This window comes from Actinomadura sp. NTSP31 (assembly GCF_041951385.1).
GTDB lineage: Bacteria > Actinomycetota > Actinomycetes > Streptosporangiales > Streptosporangiaceae > Spirillospora > Spirillospora napierensis.
In genome coordinates, this window is record NZ_JBGNUT010000004.1 from 201294 (window position 1) to 216849 (window position 15556).

Here is a 15556-nt window from a genome sequence, read left to right on the forward strand (position 1 = left end):
CCGGCGGTGTTGTCACCGGGTAACACCCGCGGATACCGTTCGGTGCATGCCCCGCCCGCCGTTCACCCGGACCCCCGCGCGTCCCGCCCGCACCGCCCGGCTACGGTGATCGCACCATGACGGGCGAGGCGGGCGGACGGGCACCGGGATCCAGGCGCGATCCCGGCCGCCGGCGTGCCCTGCTGGAGGCGGCCGACCGGGTCATCCAGCGCGAGGGCCCCGAGGCGTCCATGGCCGCGATCGCCGCCGAGGCGGGCATCAGCAAGCCCATCCTCTACCGCCACTTCGGCGACAAGAGCGGGCTGTACCAGGCGCTCGCCGAGCGGCACACGCGCAAGCTGATCGAGGGCATCCGGGAGGAGTTCTCCCGGGACGACACGATCCGCGCGCGCACCAGGTCCACCATCGACACCTACCTGGCGACGATCTCCAAGAACCTCAACCTCTACCGCTTCCTGATGCACCGGGCGAGCGCGGAGGACACCGCCACGCACAGCGCGATGAGCACCATGATCCGCGACGTGAGCCGGGAGCTGGCCGAGGTGATGATCGCCGAGGGGGAGCTGGCGGACCGCACCCGCGCCTACGTGTGGGGCCACGCGATCGTCGGCATGGTGCAGACGGCTGGCGACTGGTGGCTCGACCAGGCCGACGAGGTGCCCCGGGAGGCCGTGGTCGACGGCCTCGCCGACCTCGTCCTCGGCGGGCTGCCGGCGGCCGCGTCCGGCGCCCGCGTCCCGCAGTTGTCCCCCGACCCGCGATCCCCGAGGTGACCGTGCAGACCGACGTGCCCGCCCAGACCGACGCCCGCGCGCAGGACGACGCGCCCGCGCAGACCGACGCGCCCGTGCGCGGCGGCGGGCGGCCCGAGCCGGCGGTGCTGACCGAGCGCCGCCCGTGGGGCGGCTTCGAGCAGTTCACCCTGAACGAGCCGTCCACCGTCAAGATCATCCACGTGGAGCCCGGGCAGCGGCTGAGCCTGCAGCGGCACCGGGACCGCGACGAGCTGTGGGTCGCCCTCGACCCCGGCGCGGTGTTCGAGGTCGCCGGCCGCCGGACGCTGCCCGAGGTGGGCGAGCGGGTGCTGATCCGGGCCGGGGAGACGCACCGGCTGGGCTCGGACGGCCCGGCGGTGCGCGTCATGGAGATCGCGTTCGGGCACTTCGACGAGGACGACATCGAGCGCCTCGAGGACGCCTACGGCCGCGCCTGACCCGGCTTCCGCGCCCCTCGGCCCCCGCGCCACTCCGCCCGGGCGTGCGGATCAGCCGCGCGTCCGGCGGAAGCGGGACCGCACCAGCGCCGCGGCGCCGGTGCCCGCCGCGCCCGCCATCAGCACCAGCGCCACCGACGTCCACGGCACGTCGAGCTGGTCCCCGCCGCCCATGGCCCAGCCGTGCGGCCGGGGACGGTGCGGCCGCCGCACCTCCAGCGGCGCGCGCCCGGCCCGCCCGGAGGGGACGCACCTGACCGTCACGGGGCGGCGCCCCGTCTCTCCGGTCACCCGCGCCTCGACGCGGAACCGGCCGGCCCGCACCGCGCCTTCGCCGGTCGCGGCGCCGGCCACGCGGACGCCCCGGTCGCCTGCCGGGCACACCCCGGACACGGCCACGGTCTCGCCGGGCCGGGCGCGGGCCGGCGTGACGACCGGCCCGGCCGCGAGCGCCGCGGGCCCGGCGCCGCAGACGATCGCGCCGCACACGACGGCGCCGGGCAGCAGCCCGGCGCGCACGATGGCTCTCACACGCGGATGATGCCCGGCGGGCCGGAGGGAGCCGGAACGGGGCGGGATCAGGTGCTGCTGGACAGCTCCAGGTCCGTGACCTTGGGGTCGCCCTGGTCGGCCAGGTAGTCGGCCTCGCGGGTGGCGTCCACGCCGTCCTTGACCTTGGCCGCCCGGAGGACCGCGGTCGCCACCACCGCGACGACCACGTTGACGGCCAGCGCGAGCATGCCGACGTAGACCGTCTTGTCGGTGTCCAGGCCGAGGTCGCTCAGCTGGAACGCCGAACCGCCGAAGTGCGCCTTGTGCTTGGCCGGGTTCGGGATGTCGTACAGCATCCACAGCCCGGTGATCAGCCCGGCCGCCCAGCCGGCGAGGAGCGCGCCGCGGTGGAACCAGCGGGTGACCAGGCCGAGCCCCACTGACGGCAGCGTCTGCAGGATGATGACGCCGCCGATCAGCTGCAGGTCGATGGAGAACTGCGGGTCCAGCGCCAGGATGCACAGCACCGCGCCGACCTTGACCACCAGCGACACCAGCTTGCTGACCAGCGCCTCCTGCTTCTCGGTCGCGTCCTTCTTCAGGTACTCCTTGTAGATGTTGCGGGTGAACAGGTTCGCCGCCGCGATCGACATGATCGCCGCCGGGACGAGCGCGCCGATGCCGACGGCGGCGTAGGCGACGCCGGCGAACCAGTCGGGGAACATGTGGTCGAACAGCAGCGGCACCACGGTGTTGGTGTCGGGGCTGCCGTCGGTGACGACCGGCTTGACGCCCGCGGCGATCGCCATGAAGCCGAGCAGGGCGATCAGCCCGAGCACGAAGCTGTAGGCGGGCAGCGCCGCCATGTTCCGCTTGATCACGTTGCGGTTCTTGCTGGCCAGCACGCCGGTGACGCTGTGCGGGTAGAGGAACAGCGCCAGCGCCGAGCCGAGCGCGAGCATCGCGTAGTTCAGCTGGTTGGTGCCGTTCAGCAGCACGCCGTCGGTCGGCGCCGGGGACTTGGCGAACTTGGCCTGCGCCGCGTCGAAGACGTCGCCCCAGCCGCCGAGCTTGGACGGGATGTACAGCACCGCCACGATGATCACCAGGTAGATCAGCACGTCCTTGACGAAGGCGATCAGCGCCGGCGCGCGCAGCCCGGACTGGTAGGTGTAGGCCGCCAGCACGATGAACGCGATGATCAGCGGCCAGTGCCCGTTCACGCCCATCGTCTTCAGCACGGCCTGGATGCCGACCAGCTGCAGCGCGATGTAGGGCATCGTGGCGACGATGCCGGTGACCGCGATGGCGAGCGCCAGCGTCGGCGAGCCGAACCGGGCCCGGACGAAGTCCGCCGGGGTGACGAATCCGTGCACGTGCGACACCGACCAGAGCCGGATCAGCACGAGGAACACCAGCGGGTAGACGACGATCGTGTAGGGGACCGCGTAGAACCCGGCCGCGCCCGCGCCGAACACCAGCGCGGGGACGGCGACGAAGGTGTAGGCGGTGTAGAGGTCGCCGCCGATCAGGAACCAGGTGATCCAGCTGCCGAAGCTGCGGCCGCCGAGGCCCCACTCGTCCAGCGAGTGCATGCTGTCCGGCCGCCGCCACCGCGCGGCGACGAATCCCAGCCCGCTGACCAGCAGGAACAGCACCACGAAGACGACCATTTCGGTCGTGTGCCCGTGCGCCATGGGTCAGTCCTTCTTCCGGGTCATCAGGTACACGACGACGGTGCAGGCGACGCCGAGCGGGATGAAGGCGAACTGGATCCAGTAGAAGGCCGGGAACCCGGCGAGCCGCGGGCCGTCGCTGTTGAACAGGAAGGTCAGCAGCGGGACGACGACGGGAACCACCAGCAGCCAGTTCCACGGGCTGCGGTCGGAGCGCGCGGCCGGCTCCGGCGGGTCTTGCGAGGCCAAAGGGATCCTCCTCGTGCGTTCGGCGCGCGGCCCGCCCGGATCGCGAGACGGGCCGTGCCAGGGGGTGAAACCGGGACAGGCTATCCAGGCGCGATAACAGCCCGATATCAGCCGCGGCACGACTCGGCTGGACCGTTCCACCACCCCGAACCCCCAGCTCAACCCCCCAAAGCGCACACCGCCATGGGCATGCGCCCGCCCCGGCGTGTGAACCCCAGCCACCGCCACGGGCAGGCACGCGGAGCGAGTGCAGCGAGCGGAGCGGGCCTGCCCGACGGCCGACAGGCCGTTTCGCGCGGAGCGCCAGCGGAGCGGGAAACGGCCTGCCGGCCGCAACGGGGGTTCCAGGGGGTCGCCCCCCTGGACCAACAGGGTGCTAACATCCCTCCATGCGAACCGCGACCCGACAGTGGTGGTGGCGCCGCTGAGGCGGCGCCGGTTCGTGCATGTCCAGACCAGGCGACCGCCCTCACCGGCGGTCGTTTCTCGTTGTCCGCCGGATGCAGGGCCCGAAAACGAGGGGCCACCGCGGTGGAGACCGTCTCACAGCAGGCAGACGTACCACAGGCCGGGACCGGCGAGTTCGTCACGGCCGGGGGCGTGCGGGTGACCCGTACGGCCGTCCCGGTCGACTCCGAGCGCAAATCCGCGGTGCTCAACGCCCTGGTCGCGGCCGTGGGGGAGCGGCGCGGCGGCGTGCTGAGCTCGGGCATGGAGTATCCGGGCCGCTACAGCCGCTGGCACATGGCCTATGTGGATCCGTGCCTGGAGATCGTCGCGCGCGGGCGGGGCGTGACGGTCCGGGCGCTGAACGGGCGGGGCCGGGTCGTGCTGCCGGCGGTGGCGGGGGCGCTGCGTCCGGTCGGCGAGGTCCGCGCGGACGCGCCGGAGGTGTTCGAGGTCTTCGTCCCGCCGACGGAGGAGTTCTTCACCGAGGAGGAGCGCAGCCGTCAGCCGACCGTCTTCACGGCGCTGCGCGCGCTCGTCGACCTGTTCCGGTGCGACGACCCGCACCTCGGCCTGTATGGGGCGTTCGGCTACGACCTGTCGCTGCAGTTCGAGCCGCTGCGGACGCGCCTGGAGCGGCCCGACGACCAGCGTGACCTGGTGCTGCACCTGGCCGACGAGATGGTCGTCGTGGACCGCAAGCGGGAGACCTCGCACCGCATGTCGTACGAGTTCGAGGTCGGCGGGGCGAGCACGGCCGGGCTGCCGCGCGCGACCGAGCCGACGCCGGTCCCCGGGCGGGGGGAACTGCCGCCGCAGCCGGTGCCGGGCGTGTACGCGCAGATGGTGCGGGACGCCAAGGAGCGGTTCGTCCGCGGCGACCTGTTCGAGGTGACGCCCGGCCACGCCATGTACGGCCGCTGCGACGCGCCCGCGGCGTTCTTCGAGCGGCTCCGCGAGACCAATCCCGCGCCGTTCGAGTTCATGTTCAACCTGGGCGACGGCGAGTACCTGGTCGGGGCGTCGCCGGAGATGTTCGTGCGGGTCGCCGGCGACCGGGTGGAGACCTGCCCGATCGCCGGGACGATCAAGCGCGGCGCGGACGCGCTGGAGGACGCCCGGCAGATCCGCGCGATCCTGTCGTCGGCGAAGGACGAGTCGGAGCTGACGATGTGCACCGACGTCGACCGCAACGACAAGTCGCGGATCTGCGTGCCGGGCAGCGTGCGGGTGCTCGGCCGCCGGCAGATCGAGCTGTACTCGCGGCTGATCCACACCGTCGACCACATCGAGGGCCGGCTGCGCCCGGGGTTCGACGCGCTGGACGCGTTCCTGACCCACATGTGGGCGGTCACGGTCACCGGCGCGCCGAAGGCGTGGGCGATGCAGTTCATCGAGGACCACGAGGACTCGCCGCGCCGCTGGTACGGCGGCGCCGTCGGCTGCGTCGGCTTCGACGGGTCGATGAACACCGGGCTGACGCTGCGCACCGCGCAGATCCGCGACGGGATCGCGACGGTGCGGGCCGGCGCGACGCTGCTGTACGACTCCGACCCCGAGGAGGAGGAGCGCGAGACGCACCTGAAGGCGAGCGCGCTGCTCGGGGCGCTGGAGGCCGCGCAGCGGCAGGCCGCCGGGGCGGCGGCCGAGGAGCCGGCGCCGGCGCCGGAGACGCCGGGCGAGGGGCTGAAGGTGCTGCTCGTCGACCACGAGGACTCGTTCGTCAACACCCTCGCCGACTACTTCCGGCAGCAGGGCGCCGAGGTGGTCACGCTGCGGCACGGGTTCCCGGCGCGGATGCTGGACGAGCAGGCGCCGGACCTGGTGGTGCTGTCGCCCGGCCCGGGCCGTCCGGACGACTTCGCGACCCGGCGGCTGCTGGACGACCTCGACGAGCGGGACCTGCCGGTGTTCGGGGTGTGCCTCGGTCTGCAGGCGATGGTCGAGCACGCGGGCGGCGAGCTGACGCTGCTGCCGGAGCCGTCGCACGGCAAGCCCGGCCGGGTGCGGGTGACCGGGGGAGCGCTGTTCGAGGGGCTCGCCGGCGAGTTCACCGCGGCCCGGTACCACTCGCTGCACGCCACCCCGGAGCGGGTGAAGGGCTTCGAGGTGACGGCGCTGACCGGGGACGTCGTCATGGCGGTCGAGGACCGGGAGCGGCGGCGGTGGGCGGTGCAGTTCCATCCGGAGTCGATCCTGACCGCGGCGGGCGGCGCGGGGCACCGGATCGTGGCGAACGTGCTGCGGCTCTGCCGGGACCGGTGAGGGGGCCTGCTCGTTCGGGGCCAAATGTCAACCCGCCGCACGCAGGAGCCGGGTCTCGTCCTGAAGCACCATCGCGGGCGCCCGGAAATGGTCCCGTGGTTCATGGACCGGTCCCGGCGGACGCGGAAGACTCGGTGACCGGCCACCGCGCCGCGCGGCGCGCGTGATCGCCGTTATCCCGGCGGAGGGGGGACGCGTCCCCCCTCCGCACGGAAACCCCTCCGTGCGCGCCCCTTCGGCCGGGCTTCTCCCGCGCCGAAACGCCGGTTCGGGGTTGACCGAATCAAGACGGTGGTTTTGTCGGGTTCTTTCCGGGGATTCCGTTCGCCATGATTGCACTTCTGTCCATCATCGCGGCGATCCTGGTGATCGCCGGCATCTACGTGATCCTCGCCCGGCGCGAGCTGATCTGGGGCATCGTCCTCATCGTCGTCGGCCTCCTCGTCGGACCCGGCGGAGTCAGCATCTTCACCTGACCCCGCCGGACCGGCGCCCCCCCCGGGACGAAAAGGTGACGAGGGCTGTCAGGTTTTCGCGCCGGCATCGTCCCCCTGAGCCGTGAACTGAAAGGCACGATCGCACTCGACGCGGGCGGCACCCGCGGCGCCGGCCGTGGCATCGCCACCGAGCTGGGCGCCGCGGGCGCCACCGTGTACGTGACGGGCCGCACCACCCGGCGGCAGGGTGCGTCAGACCAGGCCGTCGAGCTGGTCGGTGAGCCGGACGAGGGCGGGCAGCGCGTCCCGGATGGCGGTGCGGTCGGTCTCGTCGAGGCCCTCCAGCGCGGTGTTCAGGCGCCGCTCGTGCGCCCGGGCCCACGCGGCGAGCTGGTCGCGGCCGGCGTCGGTGAGGGTGACCGCGGACGCCCGCCGGTCGGCGGGGTCGACGGCCCGCGCCACCAGCCCCGCGCTGATCATCTGGCCGACCAGCCCGCTGACGGTGCTGGTGGCGAGGCGCTGCCGGGCGGCTAGGTCGCCGATCCGGACGGGGGAGCGCTCGGCGAGCACCTGCAGCAGCTCGACCTGCGCCATCGGCAGCGTCTCCCACGGGTACTCGGTGCGGATCGAGGCGCGCAGCGACCGCCGCAGCCGGGTCACGGTCTCGGTGAGCAGGCGCGCGTCCGTCGCGCGCGCGGGCGTGCCGGGTTCGGGGGGCGGCGGCTCGGACATGCGCGCAACTCTAGCCGGGCTCCCTGTACCCGCCGTTCCGTCCGTGCGCGCCGTTCCGCCCGCCCGTCGCCGCCCACGCCGCCGCCACGGTGACCACCGCCACCGCGAGCAGCATGGCGATCGCCCAGTGCGTCCCGTCGAGACGCCCGCCGTCCGGCCCGAGGTGCAGGGCCAGCGTGACGAACGCGACCCCGAGCGCGGTCCCGAGGCCGCGCGCCATGTTGACCAGGCCGCCGCCGGTGCCCGACCATCGCGCCGGCACGGCCTTCATGATCAGCGCGTTGTTGGCGGGGGTGAACACGCCCAGCCCGAGCCCGAGGACGGCCGACTGCGCGGCCAGCCAGCCGGGGGACAGGGGCAGGAAGAGCAGCGCCGCGAGCGACGCCGCCGCGATCCCGGCGCCGAGCACGCCGCGGGCCCGGTCGCCCATGCCGCGCAGCAGCGGGTCGCCGCCGACCGCGCCGATCCCGAACCCGGCGGGCAGCGCGGTCAGCACCAGCCCCGCGAGCAGCTCCGACGAGCCGCGGTCGGTCAGCACGATCGGGACCAGCACCAGCGGGCCGAACAGCACCAGGTACGCGCCGAGCGCCCCGGCGAGCCCGGCCGACACCGCGCGCACCCGCAGCAGGCCGAGGTCCAGCAGGGGGGAGGGCGCCCTCCGCTGCCGGGCCGCGAACGCCCAGCCGCTCGCGGCCGCCACGGCGAACAGCGCCACGACGCCCCACGCCGGCACCGGCAGCCCGGACGCCGCCGAGACGCCGAGCAGGCCCGCGGTCGTCGCGACCGTCAGCAGCACCGCGCCGGCCCGGTCCAGCTCGCGGGACTCGCTGTGCTCGCGCGTCCGCGGCAGCAGGTAGTGGGCCGCGACCAGCGCGACGATCCCGATCGGCACGTTGACGCCGAACACCCAGCGCCAGCCCAGCGTGGACACCAGCGCCCCGCCCACCGTCGGCCCGAGCGCCAGCCCGAGCGCCTGCGCGGCGGCCTGCACGCCGAGCGCGCCGCGCGTCCGGCCGGACGGCGCGCTGGTCACCACCAGGGCCACGCTGTTCGCCTGCATCATCGCCGCCCCGGCGGCCTGCACGACCCGGAAGGCGATCAGCGCCGGCAGCGACGGCGCCAGCCCGCACGCCGCCGACGCGACCGCGAACACGCCGAACCCGTGCAGGTAGAGCAGCTTGCGGCCGCGCGCGTCCGAGAGCCGGCCGACCGGGATCAGCAGCGCGACGAGCGTGAGCAGGTAGCCGAGGGACACCCATTCCACGGCGGCGAGGGAGGCCCCGAACTCCCCGCGGAGGCTGCCGTAGGTGAGGGTGACGACGCTGGCGTCGAGCTGGCCCATGAACGCGCCGAAGCAGACGGTCGCGACCGCGAGCCACCAGGCGCGGGGATGCTCGCGCACCCGCTCCGGCCGCGCCCGCTCTTGGACCAGCATGGCGGGCAGCCGCCGGGGCAGGGGTCGTTCCGCCAGTTGATCGCTCACGTCACCTCCGGCCGCGGCCGCCCTCGGCGGCGCGGCGCATCGCACCGTCGTCCGCTGCACAACTTACATCGGTGTCCGAAATATTCGGTTACCGTCCTATGTGTGCATGGTCACAGCGGCCCCGTGATGCCGGTGGTCGAAGCCGGGCTCAGCCGGCGTAGAGCGCCGCGAGCCTGGCGGCGCCGTCCGCGATCCGCGCACGCAGCGACGGCGGGCCGAGCACCTCGACCTCCGCCCCGAGCTGCATCAGCTGGGACGCCGCGACCTCCAGCGACTCGACCCGCAGCGTGGCGACCCGCCGGCCGCGCTCGTCGGGCTCCCCGGCCGTCTCGGCGGCCTGCTCGGCCGCGACCGGCTCGACCGCGAAGCGCAGCAGCCGCAGGCCGTCCGGGGTGAGCCGCACGGTGATCTCCTCGCGCAGCATCGACCGGACGAACGCCGCCGCCTGCTCGTCCCATTGCCGTGCGAGGTCGAACGTCTCGTCCCGTTCGAACACCGCGCCCGCCGGCTCCACCGCCTTCACGCGGTCGACCCGGTACGTGCGGGGCTGCCCGCCGACCCGCCCCACGAGGTACCAGGTGCCGTTCTTCAGCACGAGCCCGTACGGGTCGACGGTCCGGGTCACCTCCCGGTCTTTGCGGTAGCGCAGCACGACGGTCTCGTCCCGCCACACCGCGCGCGCGAGGTCGCGCAGCAGCGGCGGGGTTCCGGCGTCGCCGAACCAGCCCGGAGCGTCGAGGTGGAAGCGCTGCCCGGCCCGCACCGGCGCGTCCCGCAGCGTCGCAGGCAGCGCCGCGAGCACCTTCAGCTCCGCCGCCGCGACCGCGTCGGCGAGCCCCATCTCCCCGGCCGGGCCGGGCAGCCCGGACAGGAACAGCGCCTCCGCCTCCTCCCGGCTGAGCCCGGTGAGCCGCGTCCGGTACCCGCCGACGAGGCGGTATCCGCCGTTGCGGCCCTGGTCGGCGTAGACGGGGACCCCGGCCGCCGACAGCGCCTCCACGTCCCGGTACACGGTCCGCTCCGAGACCTCCAGCTCCCGGGCCAGCTCGCCCGCCGTCATCGTCCCCCGCGACTGCAGGAGCAGGACGAGCGAGATCAACCGGGCGGCGCGCATGCCCCCATTCTCGCCGGGCCGGGAACCCAGCCGGACGTTCCTGACAATCTTGTGGCAGGTTCACCCGATTTCGCTGTTCCGGCCGGGCGGACGGCTGTTAGCTTCGCGGCGTGCTGACCAGAACATCCCCCCTCGAGGCGTTCATCGACGCCCTCCCGAAGGTCGAGCTGCACGTCCACCTCGTGGGCTCCGCCTCCGTCCCCACCGTCCTGGAACTGGCCCGCCGCCACCCCGGCGGCCCCGTCCCGCCGGACGAGCGCGAACTGCGCGCCTTCTACGAGTTCCGCGACTTCCCGCACTTCGCCGAGGTGTACGAGGCGGTGTCGAGCCTGGTGCGGACCCCCGAGGACGTCGGGACCCTCGTCCTCGGCACCGCCCGCGACCTCGCCGCGCAGAACGCCCGGTACGTCGAGCTGACCGTCACCCCCTACACCCACCAGCGCGCCGGCATGCCGATGCCCGCGATCACCGAGGCCCTCGACCTCGCCGCCCGCGAGGCCCGCGACCGGCACGGCATCCGCGTCGCCTACATCTTCGACATCCCCGGCGAGTTCGGCGCCGAGGCGGCCCGCGGCACCCTCGACCACGCCCTCGCCCATCCGCCCGAGGCCCTCGTCGGATTCGGCCTCGGCGGCGTCGAGCAGTGCCGCCCGCCGCACCGGGACGCGTTCCGCGACGCCTTCCGCGCCGCCCGCACGGCCGGGCTGCGCAGCCTTCCGCACGCCGGCGAGATGACCGGCCCCGAGACGATCTGGGAGGCCATCGACGGCCTTGGCGCCGAGCGGATCGGCCACGGCACCAGTTGCCTGGACGACCCGCGCCTCACCGCCCGCCTGCGCGAGACCCAGATCCCGCTGGAGGTGTGCCCCACGTCCAACCTGCGGACCGGGCAGGTCGCGTCGCTGGCTGAGCACCCGCTGCCCCGCATGCTGGAAGAGGGCCTGTTCGTCACGCTGAACAGCGACGACCCGCCCATGTTCGACACCACGCTCACCGGCGAGTACCGCGTCGCCGCCGAGGTGTTCGGCCTCGGCCGCGCCGAACTCGCCGCGCTCGCCCGCAACGCCGTGACCGCGTCGTCCCTCGACGAGGAAGGACGGCGGGAGATCACGGCCGAGATCGACGCGCTGGCCGCCGGCTAACCCCACGCCATGCGGCGCCAGGGGCTGGCCGGATCGTCCGCGAGGATGCGGTGGCCGGTCAGGGACCGGTCGTACCACTCACCGAACTCGCCCTCGTCGAACCGGAGCATGCGGCCGAGGATGTACCCCGCCGAGAACGACGTCCACGACGGGTAGACCCGGTTCGCGTGGTGGCCCGCCCGCAGGACGCACTTCTCGGCCTCCTCGGCGTCGCAGTACCCGGCGTTCAGCCCCCAGCGGGCCATGTTCACCGCACGGCCGAAGTCGTAGCCGTAGACGCTCTCGACCAGGCCGTCCGGCGCCAGCAGCCCGTCCGCGCGGAACCGGGCCTCGTACCGCCGGATCGTCTCCGCCAGCGCGACGACCTCGCCGATGGTGTCGTCGGAGATGTCGCGTTCGCGGCACCAGGCGACGATCGCCGACCGCCAGGCGTGCGGGTCGGTGCCCCGGCCGCGCCGGTCGAGGACCATCTGGACGGCCGGGTCGCTGTTCTCGGCGTTCAGCAGCCGGTCCATCTGCTCGCGCCAGCCCGCGGTGTCGGTGATGCCCCAGTCGCGTTCGAGCAGGACCCGGTCGTCGCGGGCGCCGTCCGGGGTGGCGAGCGTGTTCCAGGGGACGCCGTTCCCGACCGCCAGATGCGCGCCGACCCCGAGCGCCGCGGCGAGCCGTCCCCACGCGGCGCGGTCCGGATCGGTGATCAGGACGTCATGGTCGCGGTCGGGGCGCCGCTCGGCCTCGGCGAGCAGCACGGCCACCTGCCGGTGCCCGTCGCCGCCGGGCGGCATCGTCGCCAGCAGGTCCCGCAGCGGGCCGAGCGCCCCGCGCGGCCCCGCGTCCTTGACGATCAGCCGCGCGGCGTGCACGCCCGCGACGTCGGCGCGCTTGTGGTCCTGCAGCGAACGGAAACCCGCCATCGCGCCCCACGCCCGGCGTGCCGCGTCGCCCGTCCTGCCGGCGGCGGCCAGCACGTGCGCCGCCTGCCCGTCCAGCGCCGCACGGACCTGCGGCCCGCCGGGCAGCGCGGCCGCAGCACGTTCGGCGCCGTCCAGCACCCGGAGCGCCTCGTCCACCCGGCCCGCCGCGGCCAGCGCGCGGGCCTGCCGGGCCCGCACGGCGGCGGCCGCCGGCCGGTCCCCGCGCGCCTCGGCGTCCTGCGCCGCGGACGCGTACGCCTCCGCGGCCTCCGCCGAACGGCCCTGCCGCTCGTACTTGCGCGCCCGGTCCAGCATCGCCTGAAACGTCATCGATCCCTCCGTACGGCGCATACCGTATCGGGACGCCGGTCAGCCGGCCGCGGTGATCTCCACCCGGGTGTCGTGGAACACCGGGCCGCCGCCGAGGTCGGTGGCGCGCTCGTCCACCACCGCGTTGGCGTTCGCCCCGCCGGCGAACCTCGGCCAGTGGCCCTTGGCGGTCGCCGCGACACCGGGCCTGACCTGGTCGGTCACCCGAAGGACGGCCTCGAAGGAACCGCGTTCGTTGCCGACCCGCACACGCTGCCCCTCCGCCAGGCCGCGGGACGCCGCGTCGTCCGGATGCACCCGCACGGTCAGCTCGCCCGCGCGGCGCCGCAGCTCCGGGTTGTTGCCGAACTGGGTGTTGAGGAACTCGTGCGACGCCGCCGAGATCAGCGCCAGCGGATAGCGCCCGGCCCGCTCGGCGTCGGCGACCTCGGCCGGCGGGACGTAGCCGGCCAGCGGGTCCGCGCCGGCCCCCCGCGGCCCGCGCCGACCGGAACTCCAGCCGCCCCGACGGCGTCGGAAAACCGTCCGCGTACGGGACGAACGGGTCCGGCACCGCCAGCCGAGCGAACCCCTCCTTGCGCAGCCGGTCCAGCGTGATCCCCGCCATCCACGGATGGCCGGAGGCCAGCAGCTGCTCGGCCAGCCGCTCGTCGGAGTCGTACACGGCGGGCTCCTCGACGCCCATCCGGCGCGCGAGCCGCCGGAACGTCTCGGACGTCGGCAGGCACTCGCCCGGCGGCGCCACGGCCGGCTCGTTCCAGGTCAGGTACAGATGCCCGTACCCCTCGTGCAGGTCGGCGTGCTCGTGCTGGGCCGTCGCGGGAAGCACGATGTCGGCGTAGTCCACGGTGTCGGTCGGGAACTGCTCCAGCACCACCGTGAACAGGTCCTCGCGCGCCAGGCCCCGCCGCACCTTGTTCTGGTGCGGGGTGCTGCCCGCCGGGTTCGCCGCGATGACGAACAGCGCCTTGACCGGCGGGTCCTGGACGTCCAGCAGCCCCTCGCCCAGCCGGCTCATCGACAGCGTGCGCACCGGGCCCGGGCGCAGGTCGTCCCGGTACAGGGCCGCCTTGTCGAGCTTGATGTGGCCCGACGTCGAGAACGCGAGGCCGCCGCCGTGCCGCCGCCAGTCCCCGGTGACCGCCGGGATGCCGGCCAGTACCCGGAGCGCGGCCCCGCCGCCGGAGTGCCGCTGGAGGCCCTGCGTCGCCCGGATGGCGGTCGGGCGCGTCCGCGCGATCCGCTCGCCCAGCGCGACGATGTCCGCGGCCGGAACGCCGGTGATCTCCGCCGCCCGCTCCGGCGGGAACTCCGCGATCCGCTCCCGGAACTCCTCCCACCCCAGCGTGTGGTCGCGGAGGAACTCCTCGTCCTGCGCGCCGAGCCCCACGATCACGTTCAGCAGCCCCAGCGCGAGCGCCGCGTCGGTGCCGGGCAGCGGGGCCAGGTGCTCGTCGGCCTGCTGCGCCGTCCGCGTCCGCACCGGGTCGATCGCCACCAGGTGCGCCCCGGCTTTGCGCGTCCTGGACGAACTTCCACACATGGTGGCCGCTGGTCAGCGGGTTCGTCCCCCACAGCAGGATCAGCCGGGCGTGCGCGAGATCCTGCGGGTCCATGCCGCCCGCCGAGCCGACCGTCGCCTTCATCCCGGCCGCGCCGGCCGCCGAGCAGATGTCGACGGCATGCGCCGACGCTCCCAGCACGTTGAAGAACCGCCGCCCGCCGTAGCCCTCACAGCCCTGCAGGTAGCCGAGCGTGCCCGTGCCCCAGTAGGGCCAGACGGCCTCGCCGCCGTGCTCGCCGATGACGCCGCGCAATCGCCCGGCGATCTCGTCCAGCGCCTCGTCCCAGGTGATCCGCTCGAACCGGCCCTCGCCCTTCGCGCCGACCCGCCGCATCGGGTACAGGATCCGGTCGGGCTGCTCCGCCCGCTCCAGCCACCGGTTGACCTTCGTACACAGCGCCCCGCGCGTGTACGGATGGTCGGGGTTGCCGCGCAGCCGGACGGCCTTCCCGTCCCGGACGGTCACCACCCAGGAGCAGCCGTCGGGGCAGTCCAGCGGGCACGCCCCCAGCACCTTCAGCTCGGCCGCCATCCGTCCTCCCGTTCGCGTCGATGGCCAGGTCTCCGAGGTAACCACATGACCATCACCACAATTCACCCATGACACCTGCTCTGGCGCCCGCGGCGGGTCGCGGCGGCCCCGCCGGGGTGGTTTCCTATGAGGCGAAGAGACGACCCGTGGGGGGAGCAGAGTGAAGAGCGTCGAGCCTGAGGTGTTCCTCGTTGCGCGGCCCGAGCTGGACTACGGCGAGGTCGCCCGGTACCTGCGGGACGTCGGCGGGGAGAGCTGGCTGGAGCGGCTCGACCGCGGCGACCTCGACGGCGAGCTGAACGACCCCCAGAACCTCGCGGAGTTCGCCGGGCGGCTGTGCTACCGCTCCTGGGAGCCGGGCCTCAACCCGAACGTGACCAAGGTCCGCACCGACTCCTCCGCCTACCTGGAGAACATCCTCCGGAGCCTGCACGGCTCGGTGCTGGAGCACGTCAGCTTCAGCTTCGTCCTGCACAACGTCAGCCGGGTGCTGACGCACGAGCTCGTCCGGCACCGGCCGGGGGTGGCCATCTCGCAGGAGTCCCTGCGCTACGTCCGCCTCCAGGACATCCCCTTCTGGTTCCCCGAGTGGGCCCGCGAGGACGCCGAGCTCATGAAGCGCGCCACCGCCATGCTGGAGCAGATGGAGGAGTTCCAGGGGTGGATGTCCGAGCACTTCGGGCTCGACGAGGAGGGCACCCCCTTCAAGGAGAAGAAGCACAAGACCTCCTTCATGCGCCGCTTCGCCCCCGAGGGCGTCGGGACCGGGCTGGTCTGGACGGCCAACGTCCGCAGCCTGCGCCACACCCTGGAGAACCGCACCGCGCCCGGGGCCGAGGAGGAGATCCGCCTGCTCTTCGGCAAGATCGGCGAGCTGATGCGCACGGAGGCGCCCGACCTGTTCGGCGACTATGAGATCGAGGACGGGGCTTGGGTGCCCCGGTGGCGCAAGGTCTGACGGCCCGC

The 15556-nt window shown here is 74.0% G+C and carries 14 protein-coding genes and 2 pseudogenes; 6 read left to right on the forward strand and 10 right to left on the reverse strand.

Going from position 1 to position 15556, the window contains the following annotated elements:
• Positions 1-116 precede the first annotated feature (116 nt).
• A complete protein-coding gene (locus tag ACA514_RS08375) occupies positions 117-773 on the forward strand; it encodes a TetR family transcriptional regulator (protein ID WP_375040444.1) in 657 nt (218 codons plus the stop codon).
• Entirely contained in the window at positions 770-1213 is a 444-nt protein-coding gene (locus ACA514_RS08380) for a phosphomannose isomerase type II C-terminal cupin domain (RefSeq protein WP_375040445.1), read from the forward strand. The genes ACA514_RS08375 and ACA514_RS08380 overlap by 4 nt, the downstream gene beginning before the upstream one ends.
• A 51-nt stretch (positions 1214-1264) precedes the next feature.
• On the opposite strand, the gene ACA514_RS08385 is transcribed toward ACA514_RS08380, so the two are convergent.
• From ACA514_RS08385 to ACA514_RS08395, 3 genes are read right to left on the reverse strand one after another with little or no spacing between them, the layout of a single operon-like run.
• Positions 1265-1744 carry a hypothetical protein gene (locus ACA514_RS08385; RefSeq protein WP_375040446.1) on the reverse strand — a complete coding sequence of 160 codons (480 nt, stop codon included), beginning with the start codon at positions 1742-1744 and terminating at the stop codon, positions 1265-1267.
• A gap of 47 nt (positions 1745-1791) precedes the next feature.
• On the reverse strand, positions 1792-3402 hold the full coding sequence (mctP, locus tag ACA514_RS08390) for a monocarboxylate uptake permease MctP (protein ID WP_375040447.1): 1611 nt from the start codon (positions 3400-3402) through the stop codon (positions 1792-1794).
• 3 nt (positions 3403-3405) lie between these two features.
• Entirely contained in the window at positions 3406-3630 is a 225-nt protein-coding gene (locus tag ACA514_RS08395) for a DUF3311 domain-containing protein (RefSeq protein WP_375040448.1), read from the reverse strand.
• Between the two features lie 531 nt (positions 3631-4161).
• On the opposite strand from ACA514_RS08395, the gene ACA514_RS08400 reads away from it, so the two are divergent.
• Together ACA514_RS08400 and ACA514_RS08405 are read left to right on the forward strand one after the other, a co-directional pair.
• Positions 4162-6342: an anthranilate synthase component I gene (locus tag ACA514_RS08400; RefSeq protein WP_375040449.1), complete on the forward strand. Its 2181-nt coding sequence runs from the start codon at positions 4162-4164 to the stop codon at positions 6340-6342.
• A gap of 329 nt (positions 6343-6671) precedes the next feature.
• Complete coding sequence (locus ACA514_RS08405) at positions 6672-6818, forward strand: GPGG-motif small membrane protein (RefSeq protein WP_285913828.1); 147 nt, start codon at positions 6672-6674, stop codon at positions 6816-6818.
• A gap of 213 nt (positions 6819-7031) precedes the next feature.
• On the opposite strand, the gene ACA514_RS08410 is transcribed toward ACA514_RS08405, so the two are convergent.
• The 3 genes from ACA514_RS08410 to ACA514_RS08420 form a co-directional block, all read right to left on the reverse strand.
• Positions 7032-7511: a MarR family winged helix-turn-helix transcriptional regulator gene (locus tag ACA514_RS08410; RefSeq protein ID WP_375040450.1), complete on the reverse strand. Its 480-nt coding sequence runs from the start codon at positions 7509-7511 to the stop codon at positions 7032-7034.
• Positions 7512-7521: 10 nt separating this feature from the next.
• Positions 7522-8994, reverse strand: a complete 1473-nt coding sequence (locus tag ACA514_RS08415; RefSeq protein ID WP_375040451.1) for an MFS transporter — start codon at positions 8992-8994, stop codon at positions 7522-7524.
• A 148-nt stretch (positions 8995-9142) separates the two neighbouring features.
• On the reverse strand, positions 9143-10108 hold the full coding sequence (locus tag ACA514_RS08420) for a helix-turn-helix transcriptional regulator (RefSeq protein ID WP_375040452.1): 966 nt from the start codon (positions 10106-10108) through the stop codon (positions 9143-9145).
• A 110-nt stretch (positions 10109-10218) separates the two neighbouring features.
• Between ACA514_RS08420 and add the strand changes: the two genes are divergently transcribed.
• Complete coding sequence (gene add, locus ACA514_RS08425; protein WP_375040453.1) at positions 10219-11250, forward strand: adenosine deaminase; 1032 nt, start codon at positions 10219-10221, stop codon at positions 11248-11250.
• Here add and ACA514_RS08430 read toward each other — a convergent pair.
• The 4 genes and pseudogenes from ACA514_RS08430 to ACA514_RS08445 form a co-directional block, all read right to left on the reverse strand.
• The gene (locus ACA514_RS08430; protein ID WP_375040454.1) at positions 11247-12494 is read right to left on the reverse strand and encodes a DUF1266 domain-containing protein; all 1248 of its coding nucleotides are present in this window, start codon (positions 12492-12494) and stop codon (positions 11247-11249) included. The two genes, add and ACA514_RS08430, sit on opposite strands and share 4 nt — an antisense overlap.
• A gap of 39 nt (positions 12495-12533) precedes the next feature.
• Positions 12534-13109 (reverse strand): molybdopterin dinucleotide binding domain-containing protein, encoded by a 576-nt coding sequence (locus ACA514_RS08435; protein WP_375040696.1) that lies wholly within the window; start codon positions 13107-13109, stop codon positions 12534-12536.
• Between the two features lie 133 nt (positions 13110-13242).
• Positions 13243-14037 (reverse strand): annotated as a pseudogene (locus tag ACA514_RS08440) (molybdopterin-dependent oxidoreductase); the annotation flags it as partial.
• Positions 14038-14107: 70 nt separating this feature from the next.
• Positions 14108-14590: pseudogene (locus ACA514_RS08445) on the reverse strand (molybdopterin-dependent oxidoreductase); the annotation flags it as partial.
• Positions 14591-14750: 160 nt separating this feature from the next.
• Here ACA514_RS08445 and thyX point away from each other — a divergent pair.
• Positions 14751-15548 carry an FAD-dependent thymidylate synthase gene (thyX, locus tag ACA514_RS08450; protein ID WP_375040455.1) on the forward strand — a complete coding sequence of 266 codons (798 nt, stop codon included), beginning with the start codon at positions 14751-14753 and terminating at the stop codon, positions 15546-15548.
• Positions 15549-15556: the final 8 nt, after the last annotated feature.